The 15,703-nt window shown below is 69.7% G+C and carries 19 protein-coding genes and 1 other RNA gene; 7 read left to right on the forward strand and 13 right to left on the reverse strand.

The genetic code is table 11. From position 1 onward, the window contains the following. Window positions 1–35: 35 nt before the first annotated feature. From BLU17_RS12365 to BLU17_RS12380, 4 genes are all read right to left on the reverse strand, one after another. Complete coding sequence (locus BLU17_RS12365) at window positions 36–494, reverse strand: EVE domain-containing protein (protein WP_091997079.1); 459 nt, start codon at window positions 492–494, stop codon at window positions 36–38. Window positions 495–601: 107 nt separating this feature from the next. After that, a non-coding RNA gene (ssrS, locus tag BLU17_RS12370) (6S RNA) lies at window positions 602–783 on the reverse strand. A 72-nt stretch (window positions 784–855) separates the two neighbouring features. Continuing rightward, window positions 856–1,170 (reverse strand): cell division protein ZapA, encoded by a 315-nt coding sequence (locus BLU17_RS12375; protein WP_091997015.1) that lies wholly within the window; start codon window positions 1,168–1,170, stop codon window positions 856–858. Continuing rightward, on the reverse strand, window positions 1,167–1,520 hold the full coding sequence (locus BLU17_RS12380; RefSeq protein WP_091997016.1) for an ATPase: 354 nt from the start codon (window positions 1,518–1,520) through the stop codon (window positions 1,167–1,169). Before BLU17_RS12380 ends, BLU17_RS12375 begins: the two co-directional genes overlap by 4 nt. Before the next feature lie 387 nt (window positions 1,521–1,907). Here BLU17_RS12380 and BLU17_RS12385 point away from each other — a divergent pair, with 387 nt between their 5' ends. Genes BLU17_RS12385 through cobC form a run of 5 tightly spaced genes read left to right on the forward strand, consistent with a single transcriptional unit; the run spans window position 1,908 to window position 6,252 of the window. Further along, entirely contained in the window at window positions 1,908–2,966 is a 1,059-nt protein-coding gene (locus tag BLU17_RS12385) for a FecCD family ABC transporter permease (RefSeq protein ID WP_091997080.1), read from the forward strand. After that, window positions 2,963–3,796 carry an ABC transporter ATP-binding protein gene (locus BLU17_RS12390; RefSeq protein ID WP_091997017.1) on the forward strand — a complete coding sequence of 278 codons (834 nt, stop codon included), beginning with the start codon at window positions 2,963–2,965 and terminating at the stop codon, window positions 3,794–3,796. The genes BLU17_RS12385 and BLU17_RS12390 overlap by 4 nt, the downstream gene beginning before the upstream one ends. Before the next feature lie 41 nt (window positions 3,797–3,837). Beyond that, the gene (cobT, locus tag BLU17_RS12395; RefSeq protein WP_091997018.1) at window positions 3,838–4,893 is read left to right on the forward strand and encodes a nicotinate-nucleotide--dimethylbenzimidazole phosphoribosyltransferase; all 1,056 of its coding nucleotides are present in this window, start codon (window positions 3,838–3,840) and stop codon (window positions 4,891–4,893) included. Between the two features lie 10 nt (window positions 4,894–4,903). After that, the gene (locus BLU17_RS12400; RefSeq protein ID WP_091997019.1) at window positions 4,904–5,680 is read left to right on the forward strand and encodes an adenosylcobinamide-GDP ribazoletransferase; all 777 of its coding nucleotides are present in this window, start codon (window positions 4,904–4,906) and stop codon (window positions 5,678–5,680) included. Beyond that, window positions 5,665–6,252 (forward strand): alpha-ribazole phosphatase, encoded by a 588-nt coding sequence (gene cobC, locus BLU17_RS12405; RefSeq protein ID WP_091997020.1) that lies wholly within the window; start codon window positions 5,665–5,667, stop codon window positions 6,250–6,252. Before BLU17_RS12400 ends, cobC begins: the two co-directional genes overlap by 16 nt. 21 nt (window positions 6,253–6,273) lie before the next feature. On the opposite strand, the gene BLU17_RS12410 is transcribed toward cobC, so the two are convergent. From BLU17_RS12410 to cobU, 4 genes are read right to left on the reverse strand one after another with little or no spacing between them, the layout of a single operon-like run. After that, window positions 6,274–7,182, reverse strand: coding sequence for a cobalamin-binding protein (locus tag BLU17_RS12410; protein WP_245746827.1), 909 nt, complete (start codon window positions 7,180–7,182; stop codon window positions 6,274–6,276). After that, entirely contained in the window at window positions 7,182–8,207 is a 1,026-nt protein-coding gene (gene cobD, locus BLU17_RS12415; RefSeq protein WP_091997022.1) for a threonine-phosphate decarboxylase CobD, read from the reverse strand. Before cobD ends, BLU17_RS12410 begins: the two co-directional genes overlap by 1 nt. Then, on the reverse strand, window positions 8,200–9,135 hold the full coding sequence (gene cbiB, locus BLU17_RS12420; RefSeq protein WP_091997081.1) for an adenosylcobinamide-phosphate synthase CbiB: 936 nt from the start codon (window positions 9,133–9,135) through the stop codon (window positions 8,200–8,202). Before cbiB ends, cobD begins: the two co-directional genes overlap by 8 nt. After that, on the reverse strand, window positions 9,135–9,689 hold the full coding sequence (cobU, locus tag BLU17_RS12425) for a bifunctional adenosylcobinamide kinase/adenosylcobinamide-phosphate guanylyltransferase (protein WP_091997023.1): 555 nt from the start codon (window positions 9,687–9,689) through the stop codon (window positions 9,135–9,137). Before cobU ends, cbiB begins: the two co-directional genes overlap by 1 nt. A gap of 131 nt (window positions 9,690–9,820) precedes the next feature. Here cobU and BLU17_RS12430 point away from each other — a divergent pair, with 131 nt between their 5' ends. Then, window positions 9,821–11,341 carry a cobyric acid synthase gene (locus BLU17_RS12430; RefSeq protein WP_245746828.1) on the forward strand — a complete coding sequence of 507 codons (1,521 nt, stop codon included), beginning with the start codon at window positions 9,821–9,823 and terminating at the stop codon, window positions 11,339–11,341. 36 nt (window positions 11,342–11,377) lie between these two features. Here the strand turns inward: BLU17_RS12430 and BLU17_RS12435 are convergent, their stop codons facing one another. Beyond that, entirely contained in the window at window positions 11,378–11,797 is a 420-nt protein-coding gene (locus BLU17_RS12435; protein WP_091997024.1) for a PaaI family thioesterase, read from the reverse strand. A gap of 237 nt (window positions 11,798–12,034) precedes the next feature. Here BLU17_RS12435 and BLU17_RS12440 point away from each other — a divergent pair, with 237 nt between their 5' ends. Next, the gene (locus tag BLU17_RS12440; RefSeq protein WP_091997025.1) at window positions 12,035–12,661 is read left to right on the forward strand and encodes a ParA family protein; all 627 of its coding nucleotides are present in this window, start codon (window positions 12,035–12,037) and stop codon (window positions 12,659–12,661) included. A gap of 37 nt (window positions 12,662–12,698) precedes the next feature. Here BLU17_RS12440 and panD read toward each other — a convergent pair whose 3' ends face one another. The 4 genes from panD to BLU17_RS12460 form a co-directional block, all read right to left on the reverse strand. Continuing rightward, window positions 12,699–13,085, reverse strand: coding sequence for an aspartate 1-decarboxylase (gene panD, locus BLU17_RS12445; RefSeq protein WP_091997026.1), 387 nt, complete (start codon window positions 13,083–13,085; stop codon window positions 12,699–12,701). Between the two features lie 109 nt (window positions 13,086–13,194). Continuing rightward, window positions 13,195–14,028, reverse strand: coding sequence for a pantoate--beta-alanine ligase (gene panC / locus BLU17_RS12450; protein WP_091997027.1), 834 nt, complete (start codon window positions 14,026–14,028; stop codon window positions 13,195–13,197). 317 nt (window positions 14,029–14,345) lie between these two features. Then, on the reverse strand, window positions 14,346–15,260 hold the full coding sequence (locus tag BLU17_RS12455) for a segregation and condensation protein A (RefSeq protein ID WP_245746829.1): 915 nt from the start codon (window positions 15,258–15,260) through the stop codon (window positions 14,346–14,348). Next, the gene (locus tag BLU17_RS12460) at window positions 15,260–15,445 is read right to left on the reverse strand and encodes a DUF3460 family protein (RefSeq protein ID WP_091997028.1); all 186 of its coding nucleotides are present in this window, start codon (window positions 15,443–15,445) and stop codon (window positions 15,260–15,262) included. Before BLU17_RS12460 ends, BLU17_RS12455 begins: the two co-directional genes overlap by 1 nt. Window positions 15,446–15,703: the final 258 nt, after the last annotated feature.

Genomic DNA, 15,703 nt, shown 5'->3' on the forward strand with positions numbered 1-15,703 from the left:
CTGGCTGCGCGCCGCCACGGCGAACCAGTGGAACATCACATCAGATGTTTCGTGATGAAGTTCCACTCGGCCGTCGTGACCGGCGTGATCGAAAGGCGATTGCCTTTCGCGAGCACGCGCATGTCCGAAAGCGCCTCGTGCTCGCGCAACGCGGCCAAGGCAATCAGCGGGCATTTCTTCCTGAACACGACGTCGACGAGCATCCAGCGCGGATTCTCCTGCGTGGATTTCGCGTCGTAGTAAGGGCTCTTCGGATCGAACTGCGTGGGGTCGGGATAGGCCGTGGAGGAAACTTGCGCGAGGCCCGCGATGCCGGGCTCTGGGCAGCTCGAATGATAGAACAGCACGCCGTCGCCTGGCTGCATGGTGTCGCGCATGAAGTTGCGCGCCTGATAATTGCGCACGCCGGTCCACGGCAGCGTGCGTTGCGGTGCGTTCGCGAGGTCGTCGATACTTGCTTCTTCGGGTTCGGACTTCATCAGCCAGTAGCGCATGAGTCGAAGGTCACGTCGGAAGAGGAAAGGGGCAGGCGTGCGCGCGAGACACGAAGCGGGCCGCACAATGGAAAACGGCATCGAACTTTCGTCCGATGCCGTTTGAATAGGTCCCCGCCTTAGCCGCTAGGCCGGCATCCTGAACCGAGGGTTCAGAATTGGTCGCAGTTAGCAGCACTTTGGGTACATCAGACTGTGTGACGCGCACGCCCGTGCTACAAATTTCCGCAACCGTGCACATGGCATTGGTTCAAGGAATATATGACCTTGGCGAACCAGGCAGGGAAGCTGACTAAACCTGTTTAGAAACGTACTGACGTTTCGATGAAACACCTTCGTTACTGCGCTTATTGCATCCCGCTTATTGCACTCCGTACTGCTGGATGACGGCGCCGAGTTGTTCATTCATTTGGCGCATTGTACGACGGATTTCTTCCGCTGGGAATGCTTCCCCATGACGCACGCTCGTTTGCAGACGCAGCAGCTCCGAGGCGAGCGAGAGCGCCGCCATGACCGCGATGCGATCGGTGCCGCGCACGTTGCTGTGATTGCGGATCTTCGACATTTCGGCATCGACGCGAGCCACGGCTTCGAGCAGCGCCTGTTCCGTTTCCGGAGAACAGACGAGGCGATAGATTTGCCCGAGGATCGTCGCTTCGATCTGCTTGGTGGTCATGCATTTTCTCCATGGCGGGCCGCGTTGCTGTCGTCGTCGTTGCTCGACGACGGTTCGAGCAGATCGAGCTGGTTGTCGCGTTCGTTGCCCGCGCGTGCGCGCGGCAGCTTTTCGAGGATCGCGTTCAGACGCACCTGCGCGTCGTCGATCTTGGCCGAGAGCGCATCGCGCTCCGCTTGCAGGGCGTTGCGTTCCTCGCGGATCTGTTCGAGCTCGGTGCGCGTGGTGTCGCATTGCGCACGCAGCTGCGCGAGTTGCTCTTCGAGTGCGAGGCGCGTTTCATGTTGGCGCTGATTAATCTCGATCAGCCGCCCGATGTTCTGTGAGAGTGTTTCGAGTTCGTTGAGCATGTGCTGCGTCCTCTAAAGACAGGCATTCTAGCGCGGATCAACGTGTATTTTGATAATTGTGTCGTTTCCAGACGTAACAACCCGGCTTCTTACCCGAACCCGGTCCGATTCCCACATTATGTGTGCGGCATGGGCCAGCCAGGAACGCGTTTTGCCAAGGCTGTGCGCGCAGCGCGTCGTTTCGATCGCGGCCCGCGCGTTATAACATCACGGATTCGCGGCGTTTTGCCGGTGCCTTTTGCCGGTGACTTTTGTCATCGCCTTTGCCAACGGCTCGCAGAATGTCTTGCGACAACATGCGGCGCGGGCCGTGGGCTGCGAGACGTCCGCTGTTTTCCCTTTGATCCTTTTGAAACCCGTCTGCCACCGAGTTCCTTGATGCGTTCCATGAGCCGCGATGAATCTCACGCCGCGTCCGCCATGCATGCGCTGCCGCGCCGCTCGATGAGCGCCCGCCGCGCCTGCGCGATCTGGGGCGTGCTCGCCGCGGCGGCGCTCGCGGTGTTCGCGGCTTCGCTCGCGACAGGCAGCGTGAGCGTGACGTTCGCGCAGATGTGCGCGGCGCTCATGCCCGCCCATGGCGCGCCCGACATGGCGACGGAAATCGTACGCACGCTGCGCCTGCCGCGCGCGCTGTCCGGTTTCGCGTGCGGCGCGTTGCTCGCGCTTGGCGGGGCGCTATTGCAGGTGCTGTTGCGCAATCCGCTCGCGGAGCCCTACGTGCTCGGCGTTTCGGGCGGCGCCGCGGCCTTCGCGCTCGTCGCGATGATCGCGGGTGTGACGTGGTGGGGCGTGCAGGCGAGCGCCTGCGCGGGTGCGCTGGTTTCGATCCTGCTCGTGCTCGGCCTCGCGCGCCGGGAGTTGTGGCGCGGCGAACCCCAGGACAGCTCGCCGCGGCTGTTGCTGACGGGCGCGGTGACGGCGGCGGGCTGGGGCGCGTTGATTACGCTGCTGCTCACGCTCGCCCCCGATACGCGCTTGCGCGGCATGCTGTTCTGGCTCACGGGCGACCTCAATGGCGCGGGCATGCCATGGCCCGCGCTCGCGGCGCTTGGCGTGGTGCTTGCATGCATCGTGCCGGCCGCGCCGATGCTCAACGTGCTGCTGCGCGGCGACGCCGCCGCGCAGGCACTGGGCGTGCCGGTGTTGCGCCTGCGCGTGGGCATTTATCTTGCCGCGTCGCTCGCGGCCGCCGCGGCCGTGACGACGGGCGGCACCATCGGCTTCGTGGGACTCGTCGTGCCCCACATGTTGCGTCTCGCATTCGGCAACGACCAGCGCATGCTCGTGCCGGCCGCCGCGCTCGCGGGCGGCGTGGCGGTGATGGGCGCGGACCTCGTGGCGCGCACGGTGGCCGCGCCCGCGCAGTTGCCGGTGGGTGTCGTGACCGCGCTCGCGGGCGTGCCCGTATTTCTGTGGATGCTGCTCGCGAGGCGCACGCGATGAGCGATGCCCGCCCACCGCTGCTCGCCGCCCACGCGCTCACGTTGCGCGCCGGCGCCCGCACGCTCGTCGAATCGCTCACGCAAGGGTTTGCCGCGGGCGAAGTCTGGTGCGTGGCGGGCGCGAACGGCGCGGGCAAGACCACGCTGATCGGCGCGCTCGCGGGTCTGCGCGCGCCGGCGGCGGGGCGTGTGGAAGTCGAGGGCGTCGCGCTCGCGCAATGGCCGCCGGTGCGCCTCGCGCAGCGCCGCGCGCTGATGCCCCAGGACCTGCGCGACGCATTCAGCGCGAGCGTGCTCGACACCGTGCTGCTCAGCCGCTATCCGCATCTTTCGGGCTGGGGCTGGGAAGGCAACGCCGATCGCGCGGCCGCGCACGCCGCGCTCGCGGCGCTCGGCCTCGAAGCGTTCGCGGCGCGCGACGTGCTTTCGCTTTCGGGCGGCGAGCGCCAGCGCGTCGCGCTTGCCGCCGCGCTGTGCCAGGGCGCGCCGCTCCTGCTGCTCGACGAGCCGCTCGCGCACCTGGACCTGCATCATCAGATCGCGTGTCTCGAGGCGCTCGCGCGCTGGGTGCGCAGCGAGGCGCGCGCGGTCCTCTTTTCCTGCCACGATCTCAATCTTGCGCGGCGCTTTTCGACGCACGCGCTGCTGCTCGACGGCCGTGGCGGCTTTCACGCGGGCCCGGTGCGCGAAGTGCTCACGGCCGGGCGCGCGAGCGCGGCGTTCGGCCATCCGCTCGTGCTGATACGCGAGGGCGCGCACGAGGCGCTCGTGCCCGCGCTGGCATCGACTTTTTCAACACCGCATTCGCCGGGGCCGAACGGCGCGCGCTAGCGCACCGCTTGCGCCCGCAACCATTTCGATACGACTACACCATGACGTCATCGCTTACCGAACTGCTCGCCGTCGAACCGCTCGACCTCTCGCTGCGCGACGAACTGCAACGCCTCATCGACACGAAGACCAAGCCGCCCGGCAGTCTCGGCCGCCTCGAAACGCTCGCGCGCCAGCTCGGCATGATCCAGCGCACCACGCGCCCGAGCGTCGGGCGGCCCGTGATGATCGTCTTCGCCGGCGATCACGGCATCGCCGCCGAAGGCGTGAGCCCGTATCCGCAAGCCGTGACCGCGCAGATGGTCGCGAACTTCGTGGCGGGCGGCGCGGCCATCAACGCGTTCAGCGGCGTGGCGGGGCTCACGCTCGAAGTCGTCGACGCGGGCGTGGCCGCGCCGCTGCCGCCGTCGCCCGCGCTCGTCGATGCGGCCATCGCACGCGGCACGCGCAACTTCGCGCGCGAGCGCGCCATGACGCGCGACGAAACGCTCGCCGCGCTCGCGGCGGGCGCCGCGCGCGTGCGCCATCACGCGGCGCTCGGCACGAACGTGATCGGCTTCGGCGAAATGGGCATTGCGAACACCTCGTCGGCCGCGTGCCTGATGAGCCGGTTGTGCGACGTGCCGATCGACGAGTGCGTCGGGCGCGGCACGGGCCTCGACAACGCGGGGCTCGCCAGAAAGCGCAACGTGCTCGCGGCGGCGCTCGCGCATCACGCCGACGCGCGCGAGCCGCTCGACGTGCTCGCCGCGTTCGGCGGCTTCGAGATCGCGATGATGGCCGGCGCGTTCCTCGAAGCGGCACGCTCGCGCATGGCGATCCTCGTGGACGGCTTCATCGCGACCTCGGCGCTGCTCGTGGCCGACTCGCTCGCGCCGAACGTGCGCGACTACTGTGTGTTCGCGCACGCGTCGAACGAGGCGGGGCACCGGCGCATGCTCGATCACTTCGGCGCGCGCGAACTGCTCGCGCTCGACCTGCGTCTGGGCGAGGGCACGGGCGCGGCGCTCGCGATGCCGCTCCTGCGCGCGGCCGTGGCGTTTCTCAACGAGATGGCGAGCTTCGAGTCGGCCGGCGTCGACAACCGCAGTGCCTGAGCGCCGCGCGATGAATCCGCTCGCGGAGCTGCGTTACTTCTTTACGGCGCTGGGTTATTTCACGCGCGTGCCGGTGCCGCGCTGGGTGGGCTTCGAGCCTGCGTGGCTCAATTGCGCGGCGCGTTACTTTCCGCTCGTCGGCGCGCTGATCGGCGCGCTCGCGGCGCTCGTCTATCTCGCGGCGCTGCGCGTATTGCCGGCGAGCGTTGCCGTGCTGCTTTCGATGGCCGCCACGCTGCTCGCGACGGGCGCCTTCCACGAAGACGGCCTCGCGGACTGCTGCGACGCATTCGGCGGCGCGTACGCGCGCGAAGACGTGCTGCGCATCATGCACGACTCGCGCATCGGCGCGTTCGGCGCGATCGGGCTCGTGGTGGCGCTCGCGCTCAAGTGGCAGACGCTCGCGGCGCTGCCGCCCGCGCGCGCCGCCATGCTGATGATCGCGGGCCACGCGGCGAGCCGCGCCTGCGCGATCAGCTATCTCGTGTCGCTCGGCTATGTGCGCCCCGAGGGCAAGGCCAAGCCCGTTGCGCAGCGCATGAGCGTGCTCGCATGGCTGTGCGCGTGCGCGTTCGGCTTGCCGTGGCTTTTCTGGCCGACGTGGTCCGCTGCGCCCGACTGGCGCGCGGGCGCGGCGACGCTCGTCGTGCTCGGCGTGCTGCGTTTCGCGCTGGGGCGATATTTCCTGCGCCGTATCGGCGGCTATACGGGCGACTGTCTCGGTCTCGCGCAGCAGGTGTTCGAAATCGCGATTTATCTCGTGGGGCTCGCATGGATCTCGTTCTGATCCGTCATCCGGCCGTGGCTGTCGAGCCGGGCCTGTGCTACGGCGCAAGCGATGTGCGCCTCGCGGGCGACGCACGTCAGGAAGCGGCTTCGCTTGCAGAGCGGCTCGCGGCGATCGGCGTGCGCGAGCCGCAACGTATCGAGACGAGTCCGCTCATGCGGTGCGCGAGCATCGCCGCCGCGCTCGCGGCGGCGCACGGGCAAACGCCGCAAGTCGACGCGCGGCTCGCCGAGATGGATTTCGGCGCGTGGGAGATGCAGCGCTGGGACGCGATCGAGCGTGCGCAGATCGACGCCTGGGCCGCCGATTTCGAGCACGCGCGCACACACGGCGGCGAGAGCGTCGCGCAGTTCGATGCGCGCGTGAGCGCATGGTTCGAAGCGCTCGATGCATACGAGCATGCCGCCGTTTGGACTGTCACGCATGCGGGCGTCATCCGCGCGGCCACGGCGCGCGCGCTCGGCGTGCCGCTTGCGCGCTGCGTGCGCTGGCCGCTGGAGATGGGCGCCATCGTGCGGCTGCGCTACGACGCGTCGGGCAAGCAATGGCTGCTTGCGCACTGGAATGCGTAACCGATTACTTCGTATGCCGAATCAATGCCCGGCGGCGCTGCGCGTGCGGGCGGCGTCGAGGTCCTTGCACAGTTGCCCGGCACCCTCGGCGAGGCGCGGCGCGGGCCGCGTGAGCAGATCGCCGTCGACGGCGAACAGATTGCCGCGCGCGACGGCGGCAAGCGCGGGCCAGGCGCGCCAGCGTTCGAGGCTCGGCAGCGGGTGCTCCGGCGAAGTCGCCCCTTGTGCGGCGGTGACGATCGCGTCGGGGTTGGCGGCCAGCACGGCTTCCGTCGACACCGTCGGCACGAGCGGGCCGAGCGCCGCGAACACGTTGCGGCCGCCGCACAGCGCGATCACGTCGCTGATCATGTGCGAGCCGTTGATGGTCATCAGCGGCTGATCCCAGACTTCGTAGAACACGCTCACGGGCGTGCGCCGCGCATAGCGCGCGCGTAGCTGCGCGATGTCGCGCCGGTAGGCATTCGCGGCGGCCTGCGCGGCGGGCTCCGTGCCGAGCAGCAGGCCGAGCCGCGTGAGCGAGGTCGCGACGTCGTCGAGCCGATGCGGCTCGCTGAAGAAGAGCGGAACATGCAGCTCGCGCAGCCGGTCGAGTTGTTGCTGCGCATTGCCGTGGCGCCAGACCACGATGAGATCGGGCTTGAGCGCGACGATGCGCTCGAGGTCGAGCGCGCGATTGTCGCCGACGCGCGGCACCTGCTGCGCGTCGCGCGGGTAGTCGCTGTAGGCCACCGCGCCGACCACTTTCGCGCCGCCGCCCGCCGCATACAGCAGCTCGGTGACGTGCGGCGCGAGGCTCACCACGCGCTGCGCGGGCGCGGGGAGGGTGACCGCGTTGCCGGCGTCGTCGATGGCGGTGACGGTCGCCTGCGCGGCGTGCGGCACGAGTGCGGCCAGCGCTATGGCAAATGCGAAGACGGCGGCGCGCATCAGTCGATCTCCCGCACGGCTTGCGAGAGCGCGTCTTCGAAGCGCCGCCATTCGTCGTCGGATGCGGGCAGGCCGAAGCGCAGGCTGGCGGGCGCGTCGAAGCGGCGCGTCCACACCGCGCGGCGCGCGAGCGCGTCCTGCAAGGCGGGCGCGCGCGGGTCAGCGATCCACGCGAACAGCGGCGTCGCGTTCGGCGAGAAGCCCCGCGCGCGCAACAGCGCGACGAGGCGCGCGCTTTCGGCGGCGAGGCGCAGCCGCATCTCGCCATGCCACGCGCGGTCTTCGAATGCGTGCGTCACTGCGTGGCGCGCGGGTCCGGCCACGGTCCATGCCCCCAGGTGCGCATGCAGCGCGCGCAGCAGCGCGGGCTGCGCGAGCGCGAAGCCGCAGCGCGCGCCCGCAAGCCCGAAGAACTTGCCCGGCGAACGCAGCACGACCAGACCTTCGCGATCGGTTGCGCGCGCAAGCGTTTCGCGTTGCGCGTCGCCGTAAGCGTCGGCGAAGGCTTCGTCGACGACCAGCGTGCCGCCGCGCGCCGCGAGTTGCGCGTGCCAGCGCAGCAGACGGGCGGCATCGAGATGCGCGGCCGTCGGATTGTTGGGGTTCACGACGACGGCGTGCGTGATCGCGCCGGGCAGTGCGTCGCGCGTGACGTCGAGCGGCGCGATTTCGTGATCCGCCCGCTCGAACGCCGGCGCGTACTCGCCGTAGGTGAGCGGCGCGATGGCCACGCGCGCACGCGGCAGCAGCGCGGGCAGCGCGCGAATGGCGGCCTGGCTGCCGGCGACCGGCAACACGTGCCGCGCGTCGGGCGCGCCGTAGTAGCGCGCGGCGCAGGCCGCGAAGCCGTCGCCGTCGTCGGGCAGGCGCCGCCATGCCGAGGCGGGCACCGGCGGCACCGGATAGCCATGCGGATTGACGCCCGTCGACAGATCGATCCACGCGTCCCATGCGATGCCGTAGCGCGCGGCCGCTTCGTGCAGGTTGCCGCCATGCGCGACGAGCGTGACGGGTCGTTCAGACATGGGTTGCCACGCTCACGAAGGCCAGCGCGAGCAGCGTCGCGAGCCACAAAATGGTGCTGCGTTCGACGAGGCGCAGCGCCGCCTCCACGTGCCGCGCTTGCGGCGGCGAACCCGCGCCGAGCGCCGGGCGTTCCTCCAGCATGCCTTGATAGACGGCCGGGCCGCCCAGCAGCACGTTCAGACTGCCCGCGCCCGCCGCCATGACGGGGCCGGCGTTCGGGCTCTCCCAGCGATGCGCCTGCTCGCGCCAGCAGCGCAGCGCCTCGCGCGTGTCGCCGAGCAGCGCGTAGCTTGCGGCCGTGAGGCGGGCGGGAATCCAGTTGAGCACGTCGTCGATGCGCGCGGCCGCCCACCCGAAGCGCAGGAAGCGCGGCGTGCGGTAGCCCCACATCGCGTCGAGCGTGTTGGCGAGACGGAACGCGAGCGCGCCGGGGCCGCCTGCGATCGCGAACCAGAACAGCGCGCCGAAAATCGCGTCGTTGCCGTTTTCGAGCGCCGATTCGACGGCCGCGCACGAGAGCGCGGTGGCGTCGGCGTGCGCCGTGTCGCGCGAGACGATGCGCCCGGTCAGTTCGCGCGCGGCGACAAGGTCGCGCCGCGCGAGCGCCGCGCCGATCGGCGCGATGTGCTCCGCGAGGCTGCGCGCGCCGAGCGCGAACCACAGCAGCGCGACGTGCGCGGCCCAGGCGAGCGGCCAGGGCAGCAGGGCGCACAGCAGCGCGGCGGCGGCGACGGGCGGCGCGACGGCCGCGAGCCACGCGAGCAGCCCGAGCGGACGGCCGCGGCGGCCCGTGTTCAGGCGCGCTTCGATGCGGTTCGCGAGCCGGCCGAAGGCGACGAGCGGATGCGCGCGGCGCGGCTCGCCGAGCCAGCGGTCCACCGCGACGCCGGCCACGGCGAGCGCGGCGGTAACGGGCAGCGTGAGCATCATGAGGTCCGAAGCGGCGTCTTGAGCACGAGAGGCAGGCCGGCGGCGACGAGCGTCGCGCGATCAGCGAGCGCGGCGATGCGCTGGTTCAGGCGGCCGAGTTCGTCGACGTAAAGGCGCGTGGCCGCGCCAAGCGGCACGACGCCCATGCCGATCTCGTTGCTCACCACGAGCACCGTGCCCCGGGCGCGCTCGCAGGCGGCGGCAAAGGCGTCGAGACGCGCGCGCCAGTCGGGCAGCGGGGCTGCCACGCGGGGCGGACAGAGCAGGTTCGCGAGCCACAGCGTGAGGCAGTCGATCAACACGCACTGGCCGGGCGCGGCCGCCGCGTCGAGCGCGCCCGCGAGGTCGAGCGGCGCTTCGACGAGCGCCCAGTGCGCGGGCCGCCGCGCGCGATGATGGGCGATGCGCTCGGCGAGCTCGGCGTCGCCCGCGACGCGCGCCGTGGCGATGTAGGCGACCGGCAGCCCGCTGCCGGCGGCGAGGCGTTCGGCATGCGCGCTCTTGCCCGAGCGCGCGCCGCCGACGATGAAGGTGAGATCGCGCGAAGTCATCGCGTGATTGTAACGGCTGGCTTTGTCGCGCCGTTGTCCCCGCGGCCGGCGTCGCGTTGCGGTCCAGCGCCGCCCGCGCGGGCGATGGGATAATGCGCGCTCGCCTTCGCCGCCCACGCGCCAACCGCCTCATGACCGCAACGCTACCCGCCGTGCCGCACGGCACGCTGATGATCCAGGGCACGACTTCCGACGCCGGCAAGAGCACGCTCGTCGCCGGCCTGTGCCGCCTTGCGCGCCGCGCCGGCGCGCGCGTCGCGCCGTTCAAGCCGCAGAACATGGCGCTCAACAGCGCCGTGACCGCGGACGGCGGCGAGATCGGCCGCGCCCAGGCGCTGCAGGCCATCGCCGCCGGCATCGAGGCGCATACCGACCTCAATCCGGTGCTGCTCAAGCCCAACAGCGACCTGGGCTCGCAGGTCGTCATCCACGGCAGGGCGCGCATGAACCTCGACGCGCGCGCGTACCAGGCCTACAAGCCGCTCGCGCGCGAAGCCGTGCTTCAGTCCTACGGTCGCCTGCGCGCGCGTTACGACACGGTGTTCGTCGAAGGCGCGGGCAGTCCCGCCGAAGTCAACCTGCGCGCGAACGACATCGCCAACATGGGCTTTGCGCAAGCGGTCGATTGCCCGGTCGTGCTCGTCGCCGACATCGATCGCGGCGGCGTGTTCGCGCATCTGACAGGCACGCTCGCGTGCTTGTCGGAGAGCGAGCGGGCGCGCGTGAAGGGCTTCGTCATCAACCGCTTTCGCGGCGATCGCTCGCTGCTCGAACCCGGCCTCGCGTGGCTCGAAGCGCAGACGGGCAAGCCCGTGCTCGGCGTCGTGCCGTACCTGCACGGCCTCACGCTCGACGCCGAGGACATGCTGCCCGACGCGGCCCACAGCGCCGCGCAGGCCGGCGGCGAGATACTGCGCGTGGTCGTGCCGGCGCTGCCGCACATCAGCAACCATACGGACTTCGACGCGCTCCGCGCCCATCCGCAGGTCGATTTCACCTACGTGCGCACAGGCGAAGCGCCGCGCGCGGCCGACCTCGTGATCCTGCCCGGCTCGAAAAACGTGCGCGACGACCTCGCCTGGCTGCGCGCGCAGGGCTGGGAGACGGCGCTCGCGCGGCACCTGCGTTACGGCGGCCGCGTGATCGGCATCTGCGGCGGCATGCAGATGCTCGGGCGCGCGATTGCCGATCCGCATGGCGTGGAGGGCGAGCCCGGGGCTGTCGAGGGCTTCGGCTGGCTGGACTACGAGACCGCGCTCACGCGCGAAAAGACGTTGAAGAACGTGACGGGCGTGCTCGCGCTCGAGGGCGCGGACGCGGCGCGCGTGGCGGGCTACGAGATTCATATGGGCGAGACGCGCGGGCGGGCGCTCGATTTGCCCGCGCTGCGGCTCGCCGGGGCGGCCGAGGGCGGGCACGAAGGGGCGACGCGCCCGGACGGCGCGCGCTCCTCGGACAACCAGATTCTCGCGACCTACGTGCACGGCCTCTTCGACACGCCCGAGGCGTGCGCGGCGCTCCTGCGCTGGGCCGGGCTCGCGGCGGCGCGCACGATCGACTATCCGGCGCTGAGAGAGGCTTCGCTGGAGCGGCTGGCCGATACGCTCGCGGCGAGCCTCGATCTGGAGAAGATGTTCGGCTTGATCGCATAAATGCGCGGGAAAAAGCCCGTTCGCCCGGCGCGCCGCTCAGTACAGGACCATCTGCGTACAGCGGAAGAGCGCGATGGTCTTGCCGTCCGGGCCGCTCACCGTGGCGTCCCAGACCTGCGTGCTGCGCCCGAGGTGCACGCCGGTCGCCACGGCCGAGATCGTGCCTTCGCGCGCGGTGCCGAGGTGGTTGCTCTTGATCTCGATGGTCGTGAAGTTCTTCGCGTCCGGCGGCAGATGGGCGAGGCAGGCGTAGCCGCAGGCGGTGTCGGCGAGGCCGATCACCGTGGCCGCATGCAGGAAGCCGTTGGGCGCGAGCAGTTCGCTGCGCACGTCGAGCTCGGCACGCAGCCGGCCTTGTTCGAGCGCCATGGGGCGCAGGCCCAGCAGCGCGGGCAGGCGGCCGCGCTGCCGTTCGAGCAGCGATTCGATCGTGATGTCGGTGCGTAGCGTGCTCATGGCCGGTCAGTCTCCTTGATCTGGTGAGTGCAATGCAGGTGCGCGCACGGGGGGGACTTCGGCGGCGCGCAATTTGCCGATATTATCGGACGGTTGATCCGGGGCGCAGGCCCAGGCGCGCGAAGCGCGCCTCGCAGGTGTCCGGCAGGTGACCTCGCAAGTCGCAGCACAACCGGTATCAGCAAGAACACGGCAAACCGGCTGGCCCATGCGCCAGCCATCCTGACGGGAGCATTCATGACGGTAATCGTGGTGGCGAACCCCAAGGGCGGCGTGGGCAAGAGCACGCTGTCCACCAATCTGGCCGGCTATTTCGCCGCGCAAGGCGAGTGGGTGGCGCTCGCGGATCTCGACCGGCAGCAGTCCTCGCACTCGTGGCTCGATCTGCGGCCCGCGACGCTGCCGCCCATCGAAAGCTGGCAGGTCGACCTGGACCACCCGGCGAAACCGCCCAAGGGGCTCGAGCACGCCGTCATCGACACGCCCGCGGGCCTGCACGGCAACCGGCTCGCGACGATCGTCGAGCTCGCGGACAAGGTGATCGTGCCGCTGCAGCCCTCGATGTTCGACATCCTCGCCACGAAGGACTTCCTCGATCGCCTCGCCAGGGAAAAGGCTGTGCGCAAGGGCGCGATTCAGGTGGGCGTGGTCGGCATGCGGGTGGACGCGCGCACGCGCTCGGCCGAACAGCTGCAGCGCTTCGTCGAGGGGCTGGATCTGCCGGTGCTCGGCTATCTGCGCGACACGCAGAACTACGTGCAGCTCGCCGCGCACGGGCTTACGCTGTGGGACGTTGCGAAGAGCCGCGTCGAGAAGGACCTCGACCAGTGGCGGTCGATCCTGGAATGGGTGGACCGCAAGTAAGCCGGCGCCGGGCTGGCCCGCGCCGGCTTGCCGCGCGTCAGCTCCAGCTTTGCGTGGGCACGTGGTCGCGGCTGCCCTTGATGCGGTTGTTTTCGTCGACGAACACGAGGTTCGGCTTCCAGCCGGCCTTGAGCTCTTCCTCTTCCACGTTCGCGAAGGCCGCGATGATGACGAGGTCGCCCAGTTGCGCGCGGCGCGCGGCCGAGCCGTTCAGCGAGATCATGCCGCTGCCGCGCTCGCCCTTGATCGCGTAGGTCGTGAAACGCTCGCCGTTGTTGATGTTCCAGATGTCGATGCGCTCGTTCTCGACGATGTTCGCGGCTTCGAGCAGGTTTTCGTCGATGGCGCACGAGCCTTCGTAGTGCAGCTCGCAATGCGTGACCGCGGCGCGGTGAATCTTCGACTTGAGCATATGGCGTTGCATGGAGGGTCTCCTCAGGCGAGCGGGCAGGCAGCCCGCCGCGGGTCAGGCGCGAAAACGCGGATAGCGGAATCTGGCGGAACGGGGCGACGGTTGCGCCGCCCGGCGGCGCTCAGATCTCGAGGTTGTCGATGAGGCGCGTGGCGCCGAGCTTCGCCGCGGCCAGCACGACGAGCGGCTCGTCGCCCTGGCCTGGCGCCGGCGGCAGCAGGTTCGCGCGTTTGCGGATCGCGATGTAGTCGGGTTTCCAGCCGCGCGCGGCGAGCGTCGCCATGGCGTCGAGTTCGAGCTGCTGGAAGTCGCGGCGGCCCGCAAGCACCGACTCGCGGATCGCGCGCAGCACGCCGGCGAGTTGCGGCGCCTCGGCGCGCTCGGCCTCCGAAAGATAGCGGTTGCGCGAGCTGAGCGCGAGTCCGTCGGTGTCGCGCACGGTTTCGGCGGCGACCACCTCGGTCGGCAGCGCGAACTGCTGGCACATCGCGCGCACGATCATGAGCTGCTGGTAGTCCTTCTTGCCGAACACGGCCACGCGCGGCTGCACGCACGACATCAGCTTCATGACGACCGTGCACACGCCCTCGAAGAAGCCGGGGCGGAACTCGCCCTCCAGAATGTCGCCCAGGTCGTGCGGGGGGCGCACGCGGTATTCCTGCGGCTGCGGGTACATGTCGCGCTCGGTCGGCGCGAACAGCACGTAGACGTTTTCCCGCTGCAGCTTCTCGATGTCGTCCTGGAGCGTGCGGGGATATTTGTCGAAGTCCTCGTTCGGACCGAACTGCAGCCGGTTGACGAAGATGCTCGCCACGACCGGGTCGCCGTGCTGCCGCGCAAGGCGCATCAGCGACAGATGGCCCTCGTGCAGGTTGCCCATGGTCGGCACGAACGCCGTGCGGTTTTGGCCGCGCAACTGGTCGCGCAATTCCTGAATCGAGCTGATGACTTTCATGATCGGATGCTTTATGCCTCGCGCGGGGCAAGACTTGGGTTGCACGCCGCAAGCCGGAGACCCGGACGATGGGCCGCAAGCGGACGTCGCGCGCCCGGTCCGCGCAGGTTGCGCGGCAGCGCTTCGCACCCCGTATGTGGGACGAGACCGGGCAGGCGCGGGCGATTGTAGTGGATTTGCGGGCGCGGCGCACCCGGCCCGAATGAGGAGTTTTCCTGGCGTTCCGCTGTGCGGGTCGGTTCACGGCCGCACGACGGCCGCGTGTGATGCGGCACTTATTTTTGTGCGGCGTCGCGTCGTGAACCGGGGGCCGGGGCTCAAGCGGGCAGATAGGCGAGACGCACGTAGATCGGCGCGAACGGCTCGGGCTGCGTGATCTCGATGAGCGATTCGCGCGACAGCTCCAGCATGGCGATGAAGTTCACGACCACCACGGGCACGCCGCGCGTGACGTCGAAGAGCTCCGAGAACTCCATGAAGCGCTCCCCCTGGAGCCGGCGCAGGATGAGGCTCATGTGCTCGCGCACCGAAAGCTCTTCGCGCGAGATCTTGTGATGCTGGACGAGCCGCGCGCGCTTGATGACGTCGGCCCACGCGGCGCGCAGGTCGTTGCTGTTCACGTCGGGAAAGCGCGGCGTGATGCTCTGCTCGATGTAGACCTCGGCGCGCAGGAAGTCGCGGCCGAGCTGCGGCAACTGGTCGAGGCGCTGGGCGGCGAGCTTCATCTGCTCGTATTCGAGCAGGCGGCGCACCAGTTCGGCGCGCGGGTCTTCGGCTTCCTCGCCGGTGTCGGCCTTCTTGACCGGCAGCAGCATGCGCGACTTGATCTCGATGAGCATGGCCGCCATCAGCAGATATTCGGCGGCGAGCTCGAGGTTGGTCTTGCGCAGTTGCTCGACGTAGCCGAGGTACTGCGTGGTGACCTCCGCCATCGGAATGTCGAGGACGTTGAAGTTCTGCTTGCGGATGAGGTAGAGCAGCAGGTCGAGCGGGCCTTCGAAGGTCTCGAGGAAGACTTCGAGCGCGTCCGGCGGGATATAGAGGTCCTGCGGGAGCTTGAAGAGCGGCTCGCCGTAAAGGCGTGCAAACGCGACGCCGTCGACCGTGTCGGGTGTCGAGTCGGTGGCGGGCGTGGTCAGCGCTTCGCCGGGCGTTGGCCCGGCGGCGTGGCCCGTGTGACTGGCCGCGTGCTCGCCCGGTGGCGGCGCGCCGGCCCCGTCGGCCTCGGCCATCAGAAGTTCTGGTAGTAGACGTAAGACGTTTGCTTCACGCGCGACGCCTGCTGGCGCTCGCGCTCGTCGAGGTCGAGCGGCTGCTTGTCCCACAGGAGCGCGCGGCCCTTGCGCTGCTGCTCTTCGAGCTGCGGCTTTTGCTGCTTGAGCTGGTTGATGAACTGCGTGATGTCCGACTGATACATGGCTGACGTCCGTCCAGTAAGGTGGGGCGCCTGATTGCGCCGCGCCGCTAATTCTGTCGGCGGCAATTTTACCGCAAGCCACCGCTGCGGAACATCCGCGCGGGCCGCGTGCCGGGGGGCCGCTTGCCTGCTGTCCCGATTGCGCCGGCGAGCCGCCTCTCGCGGCGCGTTGCGCCGCGTCCTGGGGTTTTGACCCGCCAATGTGGTGAAATAACGCGTTTGCGCCCGATGCCGCGTTCCGTGCCACCCCTGCGCGCG

The sequence above is a fragment of the Paraburkholderia lycopersici genome, from assembly GCF_900096975.1.
Taxonomy (GTDB): domain Bacteria; phylum Pseudomonadota; class Gammaproteobacteria; order Burkholderiales; family Burkholderiaceae; genus Paraburkholderia; species Paraburkholderia lycopersici.

Excerpts from the sequence above, each read along its gene's own strand:
- BLU17_RS12365 (WP_091997079.1), bottom strand. The coding sequence starts at position 494 with ATGCGCTACTGGCTGATGAAGTCCGAACCCGAAGAAGCAAGTATCGAC.
- BLU17_RS12375 (WP_091997015.1), bottom strand. The coding sequence starts at position 1,170 with ATGACCACCAAGCAGATCGAAGCGACGATCCTCGGGCAAATCTATCGC.
- BLU17_RS12380 (WP_091997016.1), bottom strand. The coding sequence starts at position 1,520 with ATGCTCAACGAACTCGAAACACTCTCACAGAACATCGGGCGGCTGATC.
- BLU17_RS12385 (WP_091997080.1), top strand. The coding sequence starts at position 1,908 with ATGAGCCGCGATGAATCTCACGCCGCGTCCGCCATGCATGCGCTGCCG.
- BLU17_RS12390 (WP_091997017.1), top strand. The coding sequence starts at position 2,963 with ATGAGCGATGCCCGCCCACCGCTGCTCGCCGCCCACGCGCTCACGTTG.
- cobT (WP_091997018.1), top strand. The coding sequence starts at position 3,838 with ATGACGTCATCGCTTACCGAACTGCTCGCCGTCGAACCGCTCGACCTC.
- BLU17_RS12400 (WP_091997019.1), top strand. The coding sequence starts at position 4,904 with ATGAATCCGCTCGCGGAGCTGCGTTACTTCTTTACGGCGCTGGGTTAT.
- cobC (WP_091997020.1), top strand. The coding sequence starts at position 5,665 with ATGGATCTCGTTCTGATCCGTCATCCGGCCGTGGCTGTCGAGCCGGGC.
- BLU17_RS12410 (WP_245746827.1), bottom strand. The coding sequence starts at position 7,182 with ATGCGCGCCGCCGTCTTCGCATTTGCCATAGCGCTGGCCGCACTCGTG.
- cobD (WP_091997022.1), bottom strand. The coding sequence starts at position 8,207 with ATGTCTGAACGACCCGTCACGCTCGTCGCGCATGGCGGCAACCTGCAC.
- cbiB (WP_091997081.1), bottom strand. The coding sequence starts at position 9,135 with ATGCTCACGCTGCCCGTTACCGCCGCGCTCGCCGTGGCCGGCGTCGCG.
- cobU (WP_091997023.1), bottom strand. The coding sequence starts at position 9,689 with ATGACTTCGCGCGATCTCACCTTCATCGTCGGCGGCGCGCGCTCGGGC.
- BLU17_RS12430 (WP_245746828.1), top strand. The coding sequence starts at position 9,821 with ATGACCGCAACGCTACCCGCCGTGCCGCACGGCACGCTGATGATCCAG.
- BLU17_RS12435 (WP_091997024.1), bottom strand. The coding sequence starts at position 11,797 with ATGAGCACGCTACGCACCGACATCACGATCGAATCGCTGCTCGAACGG.
- BLU17_RS12440 (WP_091997025.1), top strand. The coding sequence starts at position 12,035 with ATGACGGTAATCGTGGTGGCGAACCCCAAGGGCGGCGTGGGCAAGAGC.
- panD (WP_091997026.1), bottom strand. The coding sequence starts at position 13,085 with ATGCAACGCCATATGCTCAAGTCGAAGATTCACCGCGCCGCGGTCACG.
- panC (WP_091997027.1), bottom strand. The coding sequence starts at position 14,028 with ATGAAAGTCATCAGCTCGATTCAGGAATTGCGCGACCAGTTGCGCGGC.
- BLU17_RS12455 (WP_245746829.1), bottom strand. The coding sequence starts at position 15,260 with ATGGCCGAGGCCGACGGGGCCGGCGCGCCGCCACCGGGCGAGCACGCG.
- BLU17_RS12460 (WP_091997028.1), bottom strand. The coding sequence starts at position 15,445 with ATGTATCAGTCGGACATCACGCAGTTCATCAACCAGCTCAAGCAGCAA.